We start from the raw sequence: 15569 nt of genomic DNA on the forward strand, positions 1-15569 counted from the left end.
CGGTCGGCGAGCGCCGGAACGTGGAGGCGGGACATGGTGTCCAGCCTGTCTCCCCCCACCGCGGACGGCATCGCTCGCCAGGTGGCTTTCCGGGCCCCGTCCGCTAGTCCTCGCGAGCTACGTCCCCGGCGTCGCGGGCACCGCCGCGGTCGCTCCGCGACGTGGACGTCCTGGTGCGCCGTCGTCCCCCTTCGACATCGCGTAGTCCTGGAGGACTAGTGGCGACGTCCGGGTGTCGATCCGGCGGCCGATGCGACGAGGGCGCGCGGAGAGCATCCTGGGGAGGTGTCGTCCACAGTGGAACCACCCGACCGGTCGTCCCGATGGCCCCCGCACGAGCAGGTCGGCACGACGACCCCGCTGAGAGCGGCCGTCCGCGACCTCTGGCCGCTGCTCGCGGTGGTCCTGCTGGGTCTGCTGGTGCTGCGCGATTCCGGGATCACCGCTCCGCCCTGGCTGGTCGTGCTGGTGGTGGTCGCCCCCCTGCTCCCCGCCCTCGGGCGGCACCGCCGTCCGGTGCCCGCCTTCCTCGGCACCGCCGCGTGCGCGGTCGCCGCCTTCGCCGCCCTCGGGCTCAGCGGTCACGAACTCGTCGTCCCGGTCCTGGCGCTCACCGTCTGCCTGGTGACCGTCGTGGACCGGGAACCGGACCGGGTGGTCGTCCCGGCGGTCGTGGCGTGCCTGCTGTTCGACGCCGCCACCGTGCTGACGCCCATGGCGCCCGCCCCTGGGGCCACCAGGCCGGTGTACGCCCTGGTGGCGCTCACCGGGGCCGCCGTGCTGCTGGGGCGCAACCGCCGGGCCCGGCGTGCCGTGCTGGCGGGGTTGCGGGAACGCGCGGAGACCGCCGAACGCACCAGGTACACGCTCGCCCAGGCCGCCGTGGCCGAGGAGCGGCGGCACATCGCCCGAGAGGTGCACGACATCGTCTCCCACAACATCGCCGTGATGACCAACCTGGCCGACGGGGCCGCCGTCGCGTTGCGCCGCAACGCCGAACCGCCCGGCGCGCTCACCGCGGTCGAGGCCATCGCGAGCACCGGGCGGGAGGCGATGGAGGAGATGCACGCCCTGCTCGGGGTGCTGCGGGACCCCGGTGAACGCGACGAGCCCACCCGGCCGCCCGCACCGGGGATCGACCAGCTGCCCACCCTGGTGGAGCAGGTCAGGGCCGCAGGCCTGGACGTCGCGCTGGTTCGGCACGGGAACTCCCGCTCCGTCGGCGGCGGCACCTCCCTGACGGCGTACCGCCTGGTCCAGGAGGCGCTGAGCAACAGCCTGCGCCACGCCCGCGACGCGCGGTCGGCCGTGGTGACGCTGCGGTGGTCGACCGATCAGCTCGTCCTCGACGTCGTCGACGACGGGGCGTCCCCCGGCGCGGCCCCGGCAGGCGGCGGGCACGGCCTCATCGGGATGCGAGAACGGGTGCTCGCCCACGGCGGCACGATCACCGCGGGGCCGGGTACCACCTCCGGGTGGCGGGTCACCGCACACCTTCCGCTGGCCACACCTCACGCGGGGAGCCCGACATGACCACGGTGGTGCTCGTCGACGACGAACCGCTCGTCCGGCTGGGCCTGGGCATGGTCCTGGACGGCAGCGACGACATCGAGGTGGTCGGCCAGGCGGGCGACGGCGAGGAGGCCGTGGCCCTCGTCGCGCGGTTGCGGCCCGACGTCGTGGTCATGGACATGCGGATGCCGGGGACCGACGGCGTGCGGGCGACGCGGCGGATCGTGGCGTCCGGACTGCCCAGCCGGGTCCTGGCCCTGACCACGTTCGACCTGGACGAGTACGCGTTCGCCGCGCTCCGGGCGGGCGCCAGCGGGTTCCTGCTCAAGACCTCCGACCCCCGGCTGCTGGTCGACGCGATCCGCACCATCGCCCGCGGTGACGCGGTGGTCGCGCCGCGGGTGACCCGGCGGCTGCTGGAGACCTTCGCCGAGCACCTGCCGACCGGCGACGCCCCCACCACCGACCCGAGGGTGGCCCGGTTGACCGACCGCGAACGGGAGGTCCTCGTCGAGATGGCCACCGGCAAGTCCAACGCCGAGATCGCCCGCGACCTCGTCGTCTCCGAGTACACCGTCAAGGCGCACGTCGCGCGGGTGCTGGGCAAGCTCGAACTCCGCGACCGGACCCAGGCCGCCGTCTTCGCGTTCCGGCAGGGCCTCGCCCGGTGATCCGCCCCTCGTCCCCCGGCCGCGGTGCGGCTCGGCCACCACCGCGGCCACCCGACCGTCGACGACGCCCACCCACCGGCGTGGAGCCCGCGGGCCGGGCCGTGGACCCGGTCCTGTCGGGTGCGGGCCGCTCGCGGCCGACACCCGACAGCCGGGTCAGACCGCGATCGGCCCGAAGATCCAGTTGCCCGTGGAGCTCTCCTCCGGGCTGCGGAAGAACTGCTCGTTGGCCGCGTGCAGCTCGTCGCGGCTGAGCCAGCCGTTGCCGTCCAGGTCGAGCTTGTCGAACGCGGTGCTGCTCGCGTCCTCGGACAGGCGGAACGCGCTGGCCGTCATGCGCACGTACTCGGTCCGGGTGATCCGGCCGTCGCCGTCGACGTCCATCAGGTCGTAGAAGGCGTCGGCGATCGGTGCGATGTGGGTCCGGTAGCCCTCGTCGGACGTGGTCACGAACCGGTCCATGCCCGAGGAGTACTCCCCGACGTCGACGCGCTCGTCCCCGTCGGCGTCCATCGGGAGCGTGACCGCCTCCCACAGCCTGTTGTAGCGCTCCCGGACGAGCCCGCTCTCGGACGAGCCCGGCGCGTACCCGAACGCGGTGACGAACCGGTCGGCGGAGGCCGTGTAATCCATCTTGTCGATGGTGCCGTCGTCGTCCACGTCCAGCAGTGCGAAGAGGTGTGCGAATTTTCGTCTTTGCAACTCGTTGAGCATGGGACGCGACCCTTTCATCTCGGGCATTGCCGTGACAGCATGAAACACTACTTTCCGTGATGCCGCCAGGGGAAGGTCGTTCTCATGGATTACCACGTCGTGGACGGGGCCAACGGTTTTGTGGCCTCCCACCTCATCGCCGCGCTCGTGGCGCGCGGCGATGAGGTGGTCGCTTTGGCGCGCGCCAGTGGGGAAGTCGTCCGGAGAAAGGTCGCGGACGCCCTGACCACACTGCACCTGGATCCCGACCTGGTGAGGAAAGTCCAGTTCACAGCCTTCTCGCTCGCTCGATCCGACCTGGGAGCATCAGCGCCTGATGTATTCCGGAAACCGTGCGCGTATTGGCACGGCGCCGCCCTCATCACGTTCTTCCCGCGCCGCGAGGCGGAACTGCACGCCGTCAACGTGGTCGGCTCGGCCAACACCGTGGCCGCGTTCACCGAGCACGCCCGACCCGGCTCCAGGTACGTCCACGTCGGCACCGCATACCAACACGGCACTACTCAGGGTAAAGCGATTGAGCAATGGCCTGACTATAGTCACCCGTCCGAGTTCAGAAATGACTACGAGCATTCCAAGAGAGTGGCCGAGGTCGAACTCTCGCAGTCCGGACTGGCGCGGAACGGTGACGTGCTGGTCACTCGACTAGGTGTCATGGTCGGACACTCCGGAACCGGCAGGGCGCTGTCCGACCTCGGGATCTACGACTTCATCAGGGTCATCGCGCTGTTCGCGAGGCGGAGCCCCGGCGAACGCGTCCGCTTCGTCTGCCACCCAGGGGCGGCGCTGCACCTGACCCCCGTCGACGGCACCGTGGACCGGATGCTGGCGCTGGCCGACGGTCCGCTCGACCGGCCGGTGCGTCACCTCGTGCCCTCGACCGCGGTACCGGTCACCGACCTGTTCGCCGCGATCTCCGCGCACCTGCCCGTCGAACTGGTCGCGGTCACCGCCGCCGACGTCGAGGCGGAGCCCTTCGGCAGGTTCGAGGCGATCGTCAACATGCGGTGCAAGTTCACCTCCCCCTACCTGAGGTACGAGTACGAGTTCGAGTCCCACCCGGACGCCGAGCCGCCACCCGTCACGCCTCGGATCCTCGACCTCCTCATCTCCTGGTACATCCGCGAAGGACTCCCCGAATGACGGACTTCGTCACCCGCTTCCGCGCCCGCCCGCGCTCCGACCGGAAGGTCACCTACCTCCCCGACGGACGCCCGCCGGTCGAACTGACCCACGCCGAACTCGACCGGAGGGCAAGGGCCGTGGCGCACTGGCTGACCGGGTCCGGGATGGCGGGCGAACCGGTGCTGCTGCTCTACCCCGCCGGGCTGGACTTCCTCGTCGCGTTCCTCGGCTGCCTCTACGCGCGGGCCGTGGCGGTGCCCGCGCCCCTCCCGCTGTCCGGGGCCTCGCGCGTGGACCGGGTGGGGCTCCTGGCCGAGGACTCGGGCGCGCGGATGGTGCTCACCGACGAGGCGCACGTGGCCGCGCTGGGCGGTCTGGCGGCGCGGACCTTCGACGAGACGGCCGACCCCGGTCCCCTGGAACCGCCGGAGGTGGACGCCGACACCGTCGCCTACCTCCAGTACACCTCCGGATCCACCAGCAGGCCGCGCGGCGTCGAGGTCACCCACGGCGGTCTGACGCACAACCTGGAGCTGTTCGGGAAGGTCAGCGGCGCGGTCCCCGTGCGGCGGCTCGGCGGCTGGCTGCCGCACCACCACGACATGGGACTGGTCGGTCTCCAGTTGCAGGCCCTGCACGCGGAGGCCGACCTGGTCCTGCTCTCGCCGGAGGCGGTGGTGGCCCGTCCGATCCGCTGGCTGCGCGCGATCAGCGACCACCGCGTGGACTGGACCGTGGCCCCCGACTTCGGCTACGCGTGGGCGACCCGCAGGGTCGGCGACGAGGAGCTCGGCGGACTCGACCTGTCCTGCCTGACGATGGCGGTCAGCGGAGCCGAACCGATCCGGATCGCCACGCTGGACGCGTTCGCGGACAGGTTCGCGCCGGTCGGGTTCCGGCGCACGGCGCTGAACCCCGGCTACGGGCTCGCCGAGTCCACCCTGGTGGTGACCTGCACGTCACGCGGCCTCGGGCCGACCGTCCTCTCGGTCACCCCGGCCTCGCTGGCGGCGGGCGAGGTCGTGCCCACCCCGGACGCCGACGGTGTGCCGCTGGTCGGGTGCGGCGAGCCCGACGCCATGGACGTCCGCGTCGTGGACCCGGCCACCGGCGTCGAGGTGGGTGACGGCACGGTCGGCGAGATCACGGTGTCCGGGCCCAGCCTCGCCGCGGGCTACCACGGCGACCCCGCCGCGACGCGCGCCGCGTTCGTCACCGGCCCGGACGGCCGGTGGCTGCGCACCGGCGACCTGGGGTTCCTGCTCGACGGGCAGCTGTACGTCACCGGGCGGCTCAAGGAACTCCTCATCGTCCGCGGCCGGAACCTGTACCCGCAGGACATCGAGCTCTCGGCGCGGGAGGCGCACCCGGACGCGGGCAGGGGCGCGGCCTTCGGCGTGCGGGACGCCGAGTCGGTGGAGCACGTCGTCCTGGTGCAGGAGATGCGCCGCGCCGCGCGGGGCGTCCCCTCCGAGTTCGCCGACGCCGTGCTCGACGCCGTGACCGAGCAGTTCGGCGTGTCCGCGAGCATCGTCGTCGTGCGGTCGAACGCGATCCGCCACACCACGAGCGGCAAGGTGCGTCGAGGGCACATGCGCGAGCTGTTCCTCACGGGCGGACTGCCGTCCCTGCACAGCGCCCTGTCCCCCGCGGTCACCGCCGTCGTCGCCTCGGAGGGGGTCCATGTCTGACGAGTCGTTGAGGGCGTGGCTGGTCGACGCCGTGGCGGGCTACCTGGGGCTGCCGCCGTCGCGGGTCGGCACCGGGGTGAAGCTGCGGTCGCTCGGCCTGGACTCCGTGCACGCCATGGGGCTGTGCGTCGACGTCGAGGAACGCTGGGGGATCCTCGTGGAACCCACGCTGGTGTGGGACTTCCCGACCATCGACGCCGTCGTGGCGCACCTGGGAGGGCGGATCGACCGGACGTGAGCGCCGGGTCTCGGGGAACCGTGCGCCGGGTCGGCGGCGGACGCGGGGCGTCCCCACCGGGCACCCGCACCGATCGCGGGAGGAGTGGTCGACGCCCTCCACCCCGCGCAGGCAGACCAGTGCCCCGTGGTGGAGCGCCGCCTGAACCGGGCGGCTGAGGTGGCGGGGAAGAACAAGACTGTTCTTCCCCGCCGTCGCCGTGCACGCTCGACGGCACTGATCACCGACCTCGGGGGGACCGCGTGGCCGTGTCCGGTGGTGGCATCGACCGTGAGATCGACGTCGAGCAGGAGTACCTGACGGCCCTGTACGTCCGCCTGGACGCCGTGCGCGAGGAGGCCGCCGAGCGGCTGGCGGCCCGACGGGCCGAGGGGGACCGGGACGCCGCCGCGGTCTGGCGGGCGGAGGTGGCACGGCTCGACGCGGCGGAGCAGGGGTTGTGCTTCGGGCGGCTGGACCTGCACGACGGACGGCGCGTCCACGTCGGCAGGCTCAGCCTGTTCCGGGACCAGGACGGCGAACCGCTGCTGGTGGACTGGCGCGCTCCGGCCGCCAGGGCGTTCTACACCGCGACGGCGGTCTCCCCGGACGGGGTGAGGCGACGGCGGCGCATCACGACGCGGGGCCGGACCGTCGTCGCGCTGGACGACGAGTTGCTGACCCCGGACGGTGCCCGCGACGACGACCTGGTCGGTGAGGCGGCGCTGCTGGCGGCGGTGACCGCCGAGCGGACCGGGCGGATGCGCGACGTCGTGACGACCCTCCAGTCCGAACAGGACCGGATCATCCGGCACGGGACCAGCGGGGTGCTGGTGGTGCAGGGCGGTCCCGGCACGGGGAAGACGGCCGTCGCGCTGCACCGGGTCGCGTACCTGCTCCACACCCGTCCGCACCTGCGCACCCGCGGTGTCCTGGTGGTGGGTCCCAGCCGGGTCTTCCTCGACTACATCGGCCAGGTCCTGCCGGGTCTCGGCGAGCACAGCGTGGTGACCGCGACCATCGCCGACCTGAGACCGGACGTCGAGGTCAGCCGGGTGGACCCGCCGGGGATCGTCGAGCACAAGGGCGAGGCGGTCATGGCCGAACGGCTGGCGGCGGCCGTGCGGTCGCGGATCCGGACACCGGACCACGTGGTCGACGTCGAGTTCGAGCAGCAGGTGCTGCGGCTCGACCCGCGCTGCTGCGACCGCGCCGCGCGGAAGGCCCAGCGGTCCGGGCTTCCGCACAACCAGGCCAGGTTGGTCTTCCAGCAGGCGGTCGTGGACGTCCTCGCCCAACGCCTGACCGAGTCGATGGAGGCCGTCGTGCTCACCGACACCGGCGAGGCGATCGACGGCGGCGACCCCGACGGCGGGCTCGGCGAGGCCGATCTGCGTGCGCTGGCCGCGGCGGGTGTCGTGATCGACCGGGACGATCGCGACGACGGGCCGAGGACCCTGTTGGACGAGGACGACCGGGCCGGTCTGCGGGACTCGCTGCTCGCCGACACCGGCGTCCGGGCCGCGCTCGACGCGCTGTGGCCGCCGCTGACCCCGGAGCGCGTCGTGTCGGACCTGCTCGACGAGCGGGCTGACGGCTGGAGCGCGGCGGACGTGCCTCTGCTGGACGAGGTCGCCGCCCTGATCGGCCAGGGCACCGCCCGCGCGACGTTCGGGCACGTGGTCGTCGACGAGGCGCAGGAACTGTCCGAGATGGCCTGGCGGATGCTGATGCGCCGGTGCCCCAGCAGGTCGATGACCATCGTCGGGGACCTCGCGCAGACCGGGAACCCGGCCGGCACCTCGTCGTGGGACCGCGTGCTGCGGCCACACGTGCGGGACCGGTGGCAGCTCGCCCGGCTCAGCGTCAACTACCGCACACCGGCGGAGGTCATGGCCGCCACCGCCGACCTGCTCGCGGCCCACCACCCCGGAACGCCGCCACCCCGGTCCGTCCGCTCGACCGGAGAACCACCGTGGCGCACCGGCACCGCGGACCTGGTCGCGACCATCGCCGACCTCGCCGCGGCGCACACCGACGGCCGACTCGCGATCATCTCCCCAGGGGTCCACATCGAGTCCCTGGCCGCCGCGCTGTCCCTCACCACCCCGCCGGACCTGACCGGCGAGGTGGTGCTGCTCACCCCCGACCAGGCCAAGGGCCTGGAGTTCGACTCGGTCCTGATCGCGGACCCCGCCGAGATCCTCGACTCCGCACCACGGGGCCACAACGACCTCTACGTCGCCATGACGAGGGCGACCCACCGGTTGGGCGTCGTGCACCCCGGCCGACCACCAGCCGAGCTGTCCGCGCTGCGGGAGCTCCACCCGGACGCGACCGGACAGGCCCTCGGCACGGCACCACCCATCGACTAGACGACCGGTCTAATTGAGTGCTACCGTCCGCCCATGCCGACCGCACCAGGGAGCACCGACACCCGCCGGGGCATTCTCGACGCCGCTCAGCGGATCATGGCGCACAAGGGGTACGCCGCGGTCGGCATCAACGAGGTGCTCGCCGAGGCGAAGGTGCCGAAAGGCTCCTTCTACCACTACTTCAGCTCGAAGGACGCCTTCGGCGAAGCCATGATGAAGAGCTACTTCCAGGAGTACCTCGCCGACATGGAGCGCGTCCTGGAGCAGGGTGGCCGGTCGGCCGCCGAGCGGCTGATGACCTACTGGCAGCAGTGGTACGACACGCAGAGCGTGGACGAGTGCCACGGCCGGTGCCTGGCCGTGAAGCTGGGGGCCGAGGTGTCGGACCTGTCGGAGGCCATGCGCCTCGCGCTCAAGGAGGGCACGACGGCGATCGTCGACCGCCTGGAGCGGACGATCGACCAGGGGCTGCGGGACGGCTCCCTCACGATCACCGGGCAGGCCCGCGCGACGGCGGAAGTCCTGTACAACACCTGGCTCGGCGCCAGCGTGATGGCCAAGATCCACCGCAGCGGCGCACCGCTGGACACCACCATGGCGGCCACCCGCCTGCTGCTGGGCCAGTAGAGCGCCGCGTCGTCCACCACCGGTCCCAGGCGTGTGCCCACATCAAGACGACCGGTCTGCTGAAGGAGTACCAGTGAAGGTTCTCGTAGTCCTCACGTCCCACGACGAGCTCGGCGACACCGGGCGCAAGACGGGCTTCTGGCTCGAAGAGCTGGCGGCCCCCTACTACCGCTTCACCGACGCGGGCTGGCAGGTCGTGCTCGCCTCCCCCGAGGGCGGGCGGCCGCCGCTCGACCCGGTGAGCAACGAACCGAACTCCCAGACCGACGACACGCGCCGCTTCGAAGCCGACCCCGAGGCCACCGCGGCCCTGGCGACCACCGCACGGCTGGACTCCGTCACGGCCGACGACTTCGACGCGGTGTTCTACCCCGGTGGGCACGGGCCCCTGTGGGACCTCGCCGAGGACGCGGACTCCGCTCGGCTGATCGAGAACACCCTGCGTTCGGGCAAACCGGTCGCGCTCGTGTGCCACGCGCCCGGCGTGCTGCGCCACACCACCAACGAGGACGGCACCCCCTTGGTGCGGGGCAGGGACGTCACCGGCTTCGCCAACACCGAGGAGGCCGGGGTGCAGCTCACCGACGTCGTCCCCTTCCTCGTGGAGGACGAACTGGTGGGGCTGGGCGGGAACTACTCCAAGACCGACGACTGGCAGCCCCACGTCGTCCGCGACGGACTGCTGATCACCGGCCAGAACCCGGCCTCCTCCGCCCCCGCCGCCGACGCCCTCATCGCACTGCTCGACGAGCGCTGAGGGACCCCGCGCGGGTCCGTCCCGTCACGGGCCGGACCCGCGCGGGTCCGTCCTCGCCGGAGCGGGTGTCCGGGCCGTCCTCGGCGGTGTTCGCGGTCCTCGGATGAACGCGATCACGGAACGGTGGTGGCGGACACGGAGATCCGGACGAGCCCCCCGGTCCCCCACCACAAGCCGAGTCGGTGCTCGGCGAGGTCGTAGTTGACCGTGACCTCGCCGGTGGCGCGGTTCTCCCAGCTGTTGTGCACGGGGGCGCCGTGCGCCCGCACGTAGGCGTCGACCGGTTCGCGGTGCCCGACGAGGTCGAGCCCGGAGATCACGCGGTCGGCGCCCCGGCAGAGCGCGACGTCGACGGTGACCTTCTTCACCAGCCCGTCGAGCAGCGCGACGTCGACGCCGCCGGGACCCGGGACCACGGGATCCAGAGCACTCCGCCGGACGGTCGCGCCGGGGAAGAGCCTGAGCAGCTCCGCGTACGGCGCGGAGCCCTCGGACGAGCCCAGGGCGGCGTACACCGTCGAGATGGCACCGGTCAGGGACGTCCCGGGGACAGGAGGCAGGTCGGTCGGGACTTCCTCGACCCTCCGGGGTGCCGGCCGTGGGTCCGACCCGCCGAAGGCGGCCACCCGGTCCCAGACCCAGTCGGCCATCGACGCGGCGACGGGTACGTCGGGATGTCCGGGTCGACGCTCGACCAACTCCCCGAACGAGACGACGACCAGGTACGCCCCGGCGTCGTCGGTCATCACCTGCTCCCAGGCCTCGTTCTCCGGCCAGTCCGGGTGCGCCGCCGGGTCGGCCCCGATCTCGGCGCTCGTGTCGACGATCTCGGCTGCCGACATCAGGCGGAACGGCGCGGCCAGCCCCCAGGCAGCGCCGGATCCGGGCCGCTGGCCGTCGTGCCAGGCCACCAGGTCCTCCGCGACCATGGAGCCGACCTCGTCGCCGTGAGGCACCTCGGAGAGCGAGACCCCTGGCCGCAGCGCGGCCCGCAGGTCGGCGGGCGCCACCTCGTCCAACGCCGCCAACGCGGAGGCCAGGTCGGTGCCGGTCACCTGGTCGCGGAGCTGCCGCCACCCCAGCTCGATCACCCCGGTGCGGCGGACGTCCTCCAGCGTGATGTCCTGGGCGTGAGCGTTCTCGACGATCCTCAGCATCGTCCGAGCCGTCCCCACCAGGTTGTGCAGCAGGTCCTCGGTCGGGTTCTCCCGCAGCAGGCGCAGACCGAGCTGTTCGGCATCGGTGAACCGGTACCGCACCAGGTAGGACCAGCCGAGCACCAGGGCGATCCAGGGGTTCGCCGCACCGGCCCGCACGGCCTCCTCGGCCGAGGGGACGAACCTGTCGAGCGGTGCGAAGCTCCCCAGGAGGTACGCGGCGCGCTTCCCGAGCGCGTTGCCGAGCGCGTCCGGCGCCGTCCGGGAGCACAGTGCCACCGCCTCGTCGAGGTGGCGCCACCCGTCCTCGTGCTCCCCGTGGAGCGCCAGGGCGAACCCCAGCTCCATCCAGTCGTCCCACTCCCCGTGATCCTCGGCCAGCACGGTGCGCGCCCACCGCAGCGCCTCGGGGTGATCGTGCTCAGCCAGCGCCAGGTGCCGGAGGGCACGAGCCGCGTTGGTGAACTGGCCGTCGCGGCGACCGGCCACCTGGAGGAAGAGGCGCCGCGCCTCGTCCGCCTCGCCGCGGACCTCCCGGTGGTTGCCGAGCAGCAGCGACGCGCTGCTCCGCTCCGGCTGGGCCGCGAGCACCCGCGACGCCAGCACGGCGACCTCGGGGTGCGACGGTTGTGCCGCGAACAGCTCCCAGGCCAGGTCCAGGTCCCGCTCCACGGCGTCGCCGTCGTCGGAGGCCGTGCGGCCGACGTCCCTCACCGCATGCCTCGCCGGACCCGGTACGCCCGCAGCTGCTCGAAGGTGCCGTCGTCGACGCCGTACTCCAGCACCGGCGCCACCTGGTCGAACCAGGACGTCGTGGACGGGGTGACGCCGCCGACCGCGGCCAGCACCGCGTCGGTGGTGACCGGCACCAGCTCACCCCTGTCCATCGACTCGATCATCGCCTGCTGGAGCACGGTGGTCGTCAGGTGAGTGAGGTCGGCACCGGAGAGCCCCTCGGTCACCGCCGCGACGGCGACCGCATCGACACCGTCGGCCGGTCTGCCCTCCAGCACACCCCGGACGATCGCCGCCCTGGCGGTCGCGTCCGGCGGCAGCACCAGCACCGTCTTGTCGATCCGACCCGGTCGACGCAGCGCGGAGTCGATGTCCCACGGCCGGTTCGTCGCGGCCAGGAAGTAGACCCCGTCGTTCACGCCTGCCACGCCGTCGAGCTCCTCCAAGAGCTGGGTCACGAGCATCCGCATCGACTGCGATCCGCCACCACCGGAGGTGCGCCGCCCGCCGAGCGCGTCGAACTCGTCGAAGAAGATCACGCACGGCGCTGCCGCGCGTGCGTTGCGGAACACGCTCTGGACGGCCTTCTCGCTCTCCCCGATCCACTTGCTGAGCAGGTCCGCGAGGGTCACGTGGATGAAGGACGCTCCGAGATCGCCCGCGATCGCCCTGGCGATGAACGTCTTCCCGCAGCCGGGCGGGCCGTACATCAGCAGCGACCCGCCCGGCTTCTGCCCGAACGCCGCCGCCAACTCGGGATTGCGCAGCGGAGCCAGGAACACGGTGTCCAGGTGCCGCTTGACCTCGGCGAGACCCGCGACGTCGGCCAGCGTCACCGCCGGGCGCTCGGCGTCCCACGCCGACGCGGCGGCACCGCCGTCCCGGCGGTCCTCGTCGACCGGCGTCGGGACCGGTCCACCGGGGCGCCCCGTCGGCGCGGACAGCGCGCTCTCGGCGGGCGGCGGCGGGTTCGAGGCGCGCAACCGCGCCGCCAGCAGCCGGGCGCGGAGCAGGCGGACCCGCGCGGGATCGCCGCCGAGGGCCTCCAGCGCGTCCAGTTCGACGGCGGCCCGGCCCGGATCCCGCTCCAGCAGCAGCGTGACGAAGTCCTCGCGCAGCGCCGGGTTGCCGGGGTCGGCCTCCACCTCGCGCGCGATCACCTCGACGAAGCCGTCGCCCGGATCGGCGCCGTTCACCGCGCGGCCCCGTCGACCCAGCCCTTGAGCAGACCCAGGTTCGCCAGCGGGATGTAGTGGCCGAGCCGCGGGTGGTCCAGCGTCACGCCGAAGACGCCTGCCTCGCCGAACGAGGCGACGTAGTCGATCGCTCCCGGCACCGGGACGCCGAACAACGGCACCGCACCGCCCTCCGCGTCGGTCAGCCCGAGGGCGCGGGCGGCGTCACCTGCCCGTGCGGCACTGCTGTAGAGGCAGATCATCGGCCCCTGCTCGGCCGCCGCGGCGTAGGGACGGGGCTGCTCGGCCGAGCCACGCGCGATGAAGAACCAGTGCTCCAGCGCGGTCACCTGCCGCCACAGCGCGATCTGCGCCGCGGTGTCCCCGGCGGGCGCTGCCCTGACCGCCTCGTCGAGGCGGTCCAGCTCGGCGACGGTCTCGGGGTTGTTGTCCATGGCCACTCGGTTCTCTCGTCTGCTCGGCTGTCCGCGCGGCGGTCGCGGCCCCGAGGGCAAGCATGCCTCCGAGCACGGCGAACAGGCGGTTGGACATGTCGTCGTGGCCCTGTTTCTCCTCACATCGGCCAGGTCGCCCCCGCGCAGCGGCGCCCGTACGATCCCCGCACATGACAGCGCGTCGTTTCACCGGCACGGTCCGCGAGGAGGGGCGGGGTCGGGTGGTCGTGCCCGTCCCGTTCGACCCCGACCAGGTCTGGGGTGTGAAAGCGCGGCACCACATCACCGGCACCGTCGACGACGTGCGCGTCCGCGGCGTCGTCGAGGCTTCCGGCACCGACCGCTGGGTCGTCCTCACCCCCGCCTGGCTGCGCGACCACGCCCTCGCCCCCGGCGACCGCGTCGCGGTGGTGCTGGCCCCGGAAGGCCCGCAACGCGCCGACCTCGCCGAGGACATCGCGTCCGCGCTCGACGCCGCACCTGCGGCGGCCGCGCACTTCGACTCCCTCGCCCAGTTCTACCGCCGCGCCTACCTGCGCTGGATCGACGGCACCGCGCGCCGCCCGGAGCTGCGCGCGGCGCGGATCGCCGAAGTGGTCGACCTCTTGGCGGCCGGGATCAAGCAGCGCCCCAAAACCTGACCGCTCAGCCCGCCGGGCAACCGCCCCTCACCGCGACACCGCGGAGCCGAGCCCCGTTCCGGGACGACGGCCGCGTTCACCGACGCCCGCTCCCGCCGGTGCGCGGGTGCAACGCACCTCCAGACCGGGACGTGGGGCCGTCCGGTAGTCCGTTCCACGCTCCGTCCCGCTCGACACGACGGTCAGCGCTGCCGGCGGGCCCCGGAACGCCCGGCGACAGCCGGTTCGGGCGTCGCGATCGCCACCGGCGCGAACGCGCCCGCGGGGGACGACCGCGGCGGTCCTGGCCGAGTGCCCCGCACGACGCGGAACGTCCACCGGGGCACCTCGGAGACCGTCGTCCAGGCCGGGAGCATCGGTTCGGTGGTCTTCACCGGGGACCGGAAGGTGGCGATCGCCATCGTGGCCGCCGCGGTGGTGGTCGCGGCGGCCGTCGTCCTCAGCGGCGGGGATGCCGAACCCGCTGTCTCCGCGCCCCCGCCGACGACCACGGGTTCCCCGGTGCCCACCGAGCCGCTCCTCGTCACGCCGGAGAGGAACACCCACATGTGCGAGGGCGACTGGACCACGCCCAAGGCACCGCACCAGCTCAGCCCGCCGCCTGCCGGTGCGACGCGGTGGACCGAGTGGGGCCTGGTGTCCGACGGGGCCGCCACGGAGCACAACCACGTCACGGTGACCGTGCACGGCGCTGCCGGTCCCTACAGCGTGGTGCTCACCGGTATGTCGGTGACCGTCGACCGTGCCGCCCCGATGACCGGGACCCGGCTGACGAAGCGGTGCGGTGGACCCGAGCACGTGCGCCTGGTCGAGGTCGACCTCGACGAGCCGGAGCCCCGGCCGACCGGGCTCGACCTGACGCCGACGATGCGGACGTGGGCCGAGGAGAACGCCCAACCCGCCGAACCGGTGCGGTTCCCCTACGAGGTGAGCCCGCTGGACAGCGAGACGTTCGCGGTACGGGCGCACACCACCACGTGCGACTGCGCGTGGCGGCTGGAGATCCACTGGGCCGGCGGCGGACGCCGCGGCACCACCGTGGTCGACGACGACGGGCGTCCGTTCCGGGTCACCGCCTCCCCCGCGGGCACCACCACGTGCAGCGTGGTCACCGACCCCCCGCTCTGCGAGGCGCACTAGTGCACGTGATCGTCAAGGCCACGATCGCGGCGAGCGCGTTGGTGCTCGCCGCGATCGGCATTCGGATCGCGCAGGACGCCTCGACCACGGCGCCCCCTCCGCCGACCGCCGCGGCACCACCGTCGACCACCTCCGCCACCACGCCCGCGCGGCGGCCGTGCGGCACGGTGCTGACCGAGGACGCGAGCAGCCTCCCGCTCGACCAGACCACCCTCACCCTGGTCCGGTCGATCCACGACGCCGCCTGCCGGCACGACCACGACGACCTCGTCCTGCTCATGGAGCCCCGGTTCGGTGGCGGCACGGCGCACGAGGCCATCGCGGGGACGCTCGCGGCGACACCGGAGGGGGCCGCGTTCGACACCCTGGCCGCCGTGCTCGGAACGGCGGCCGAGGGCGGCCAGGGCGGGATCACCTACTGCACACCACGGGGTGACTTCGCGTCGTTCGACCGGGGCACGATCACCCGGCCCGGCGGCTGGAGCGACTTCGGGATGGCCAGGGGCGAGAACGCGCCCTGCCGCTGAGGCACCAGCCCACCGGCACCGGCGCGCGACGGCGACCTCCGACCGGGTCG

General features: G+C 73.1%; 15 protein-coding genes. 11 read left to right on the forward strand and 4 right to left on the reverse strand.

Annotation, left to right across the window (positions count from 1 at the left end; all coding sequences use genetic code 11):
- The first annotated feature begins 285 nt into the window (after positions 1–285).
- Both AC156L_RS06095 and AC156L_RS06100 read left to right on the forward strand, forming a co-directional pair.
- Entirely contained in the window at positions 286–1533 is a 1248-nt protein-coding gene (locus AC156L_RS06095; protein ID WP_330876286.1) for a sensor histidine kinase, read from the forward strand.
- The gene (locus AC156L_RS06100; RefSeq protein WP_330876287.1) at positions 1530–2183 is read left to right on the forward strand and encodes a response regulator transcription factor; all 654 of its coding nucleotides are present in this window, start codon (positions 1530–1532) and stop codon (positions 2181–2183) included. The genes AC156L_RS06095 and AC156L_RS06100 overlap by 4 nt, the downstream gene beginning before the upstream one ends.
- A gap of 156 nt (positions 2184–2339) precedes the next feature.
- On the opposite strand, the gene AC156L_RS06105 is transcribed toward AC156L_RS06100, so the two are convergent.
- A complete protein-coding gene (locus tag AC156L_RS06105; protein ID WP_330876288.1) occupies positions 2340–2897 on the reverse strand; it encodes an EF-hand domain-containing protein in 558 nt (185 codons plus the stop codon).
- Between the two features lie 99 nt (positions 2898–2996).
- Here AC156L_RS06105 and AC156L_RS06110 point away from each other — a divergent pair, with 99 nt between their 5' ends.
- The 6 genes from AC156L_RS06110 (at position 2997) to AC156L_RS06135 (ending at position 9689) form a co-directional block, all read left to right on the forward strand.
- A complete protein-coding gene (locus tag AC156L_RS06110; protein WP_484406667.1) occupies positions 2997–4040 on the forward strand; it encodes an SDR family oxidoreductase in 1044 nt (347 codons plus the stop codon).
- Positions 4037–5713 (forward strand): fatty acyl-AMP ligase, encoded by a 1677-nt coding sequence (locus AC156L_RS06115; RefSeq protein WP_330876290.1) that lies wholly within the window; start codon positions 4037–4039, stop codon positions 5711–5713. The genes AC156L_RS06110 and AC156L_RS06115 overlap by 4 nt, the downstream gene beginning before the upstream one ends.
- Positions 5706–5951: an acyl carrier protein gene (locus AC156L_RS06120; RefSeq protein ID WP_330876291.1), complete on the forward strand. Its 246-nt coding sequence runs from the start codon at positions 5706–5708 to the stop codon at positions 5949–5951. Before AC156L_RS06115 ends, AC156L_RS06120 begins: the two co-directional genes overlap by 8 nt.
- Positions 5952–6193: 242 nt before the next feature.
- Positions 6194–8305, forward strand: a complete 2112-nt coding sequence (locus AC156L_RS06125) for a HelD family protein (RefSeq protein WP_330876292.1) — start codon at positions 6194–6196, stop codon at positions 8303–8305.
- 33 nt (positions 8306–8338) lie between these two features.
- Entirely contained in the window at positions 8339–8932 is a 594-nt protein-coding gene (locus tag AC156L_RS06130; RefSeq protein ID WP_330876293.1) for a TetR/AcrR family transcriptional regulator, read from the forward strand.
- Positions 8933–9005: 73 nt separating this feature from the next.
- Entirely contained in the window at positions 9006–9689 is a 684-nt protein-coding gene (locus AC156L_RS06135; protein ID WP_330876294.1) for a type 1 glutamine amidotransferase domain-containing protein, read from the forward strand.
- A gap of 113 nt (positions 9690–9802) precedes the next feature.
- On the opposite strand, the gene AC156L_RS06140 is transcribed toward AC156L_RS06135, so the two are convergent.
- The 3 genes from AC156L_RS06140 to AC156L_RS06150 are packed head-to-tail and all read right to left on the reverse strand — an operon-like array spanning position 9803 to position 13211.
- On the reverse strand, positions 9803–11560 hold the full coding sequence (locus AC156L_RS06140; RefSeq protein WP_330876295.1) for a tetratricopeptide repeat protein: 1758 nt from the start codon (positions 11558–11560) through the stop codon (positions 9803–9805).
- Entirely contained in the window at positions 11557–12777 is a 1221-nt protein-coding gene (locus AC156L_RS06145; RefSeq protein ID WP_330876296.1) for an ATP-binding protein, read from the reverse strand. Before AC156L_RS06145 ends, AC156L_RS06140 begins: the two co-directional genes overlap by 4 nt.
- Positions 12774–13211, reverse strand: a complete 438-nt coding sequence (locus AC156L_RS06150; RefSeq protein ID WP_330876297.1) for a hypothetical protein — start codon at positions 13209–13211, stop codon at positions 12774–12776. Before AC156L_RS06150 ends, AC156L_RS06145 begins: the two co-directional genes overlap by 4 nt.
- A gap of 170 nt (positions 13212–13381) precedes the next feature.
- Between AC156L_RS06150 and AC156L_RS06155 the strand changes: the two genes are divergently transcribed.
- From AC156L_RS06155 to AC156L_RS06165, 3 genes are all read left to right on the forward strand, one after another.
- The gene (locus AC156L_RS06155; RefSeq protein WP_330876298.1) at positions 13382–13852 is read left to right on the forward strand and encodes a YdeI/OmpD-associated family protein; all 471 of its coding nucleotides are present in this window, start codon (positions 13382–13384) and stop codon (positions 13850–13852) included.
- A gap of 291 nt (positions 13853–14143) precedes the next feature.
- Positions 14144–14992, forward strand: a complete 849-nt coding sequence (locus AC156L_RS06160) for a hypothetical protein (protein ID WP_330876299.1) — start codon at positions 14144–14146, stop codon at positions 14990–14992.
- Positions 14992–15519: a hypothetical protein gene (locus AC156L_RS06165; RefSeq protein ID WP_330876300.1), complete on the forward strand. Its 528-nt coding sequence runs from the start codon at positions 14992–14994 to the stop codon at positions 15517–15519. The genes AC156L_RS06160 and AC156L_RS06165 overlap by 1 nt, the downstream gene beginning before the upstream one ends.
- The last annotated feature ends 50 nt before the right edge of the window (positions 15520–15569 follow it).

Source organism: Umezawaea sp. (genome assembly GCF_057122925.1).

Bases quoted from the DNA above. Each gene is read 5' to 3' on its own strand.
- AC156L_RS06100 (WP_330876287.1), top strand. From the start codon at position 1,530: ATGACCACGGTGGTGCTCGTCGACGACGAACCGCTCGTCCGGCTGGGC.
- AC156L_RS06105 (WP_330876288.1), bottom strand. From the start codon at position 2,897: ATGCTCAACGAGTTGCAAAGACGAAAATTCGCACACCTCTTCGCACTG.
- AC156L_RS06115 (WP_330876290.1), top strand. From the start codon at position 4,037: ATGACGGACTTCGTCACCCGCTTCCGCGCCCGCCCGCGCTCCGACCGG.
- AC156L_RS06120 (WP_330876291.1), top strand. From the start codon at position 5,706: ATGTCTGACGAGTCGTTGAGGGCGTGGCTGGTCGACGCCGTGGCGGGC.
- AC156L_RS06130 (WP_330876293.1), top strand. From the start codon at position 8,339: ATGCCGACCGCACCAGGGAGCACCGACACCCGCCGGGGCATTCTCGAC.
- AC156L_RS06150 (WP_330876297.1), bottom strand. From the start codon at position 13,211: ATGGACAACAACCCCGAGACCGTCGCCGAGCTGGACCGCCTCGACGAG.
- AC156L_RS06155 (WP_330876298.1), top strand. From the start codon at position 13,382: ATGACAGCGCGTCGTTTCACCGGCACGGTCCGCGAGGAGGGGCGGGGT.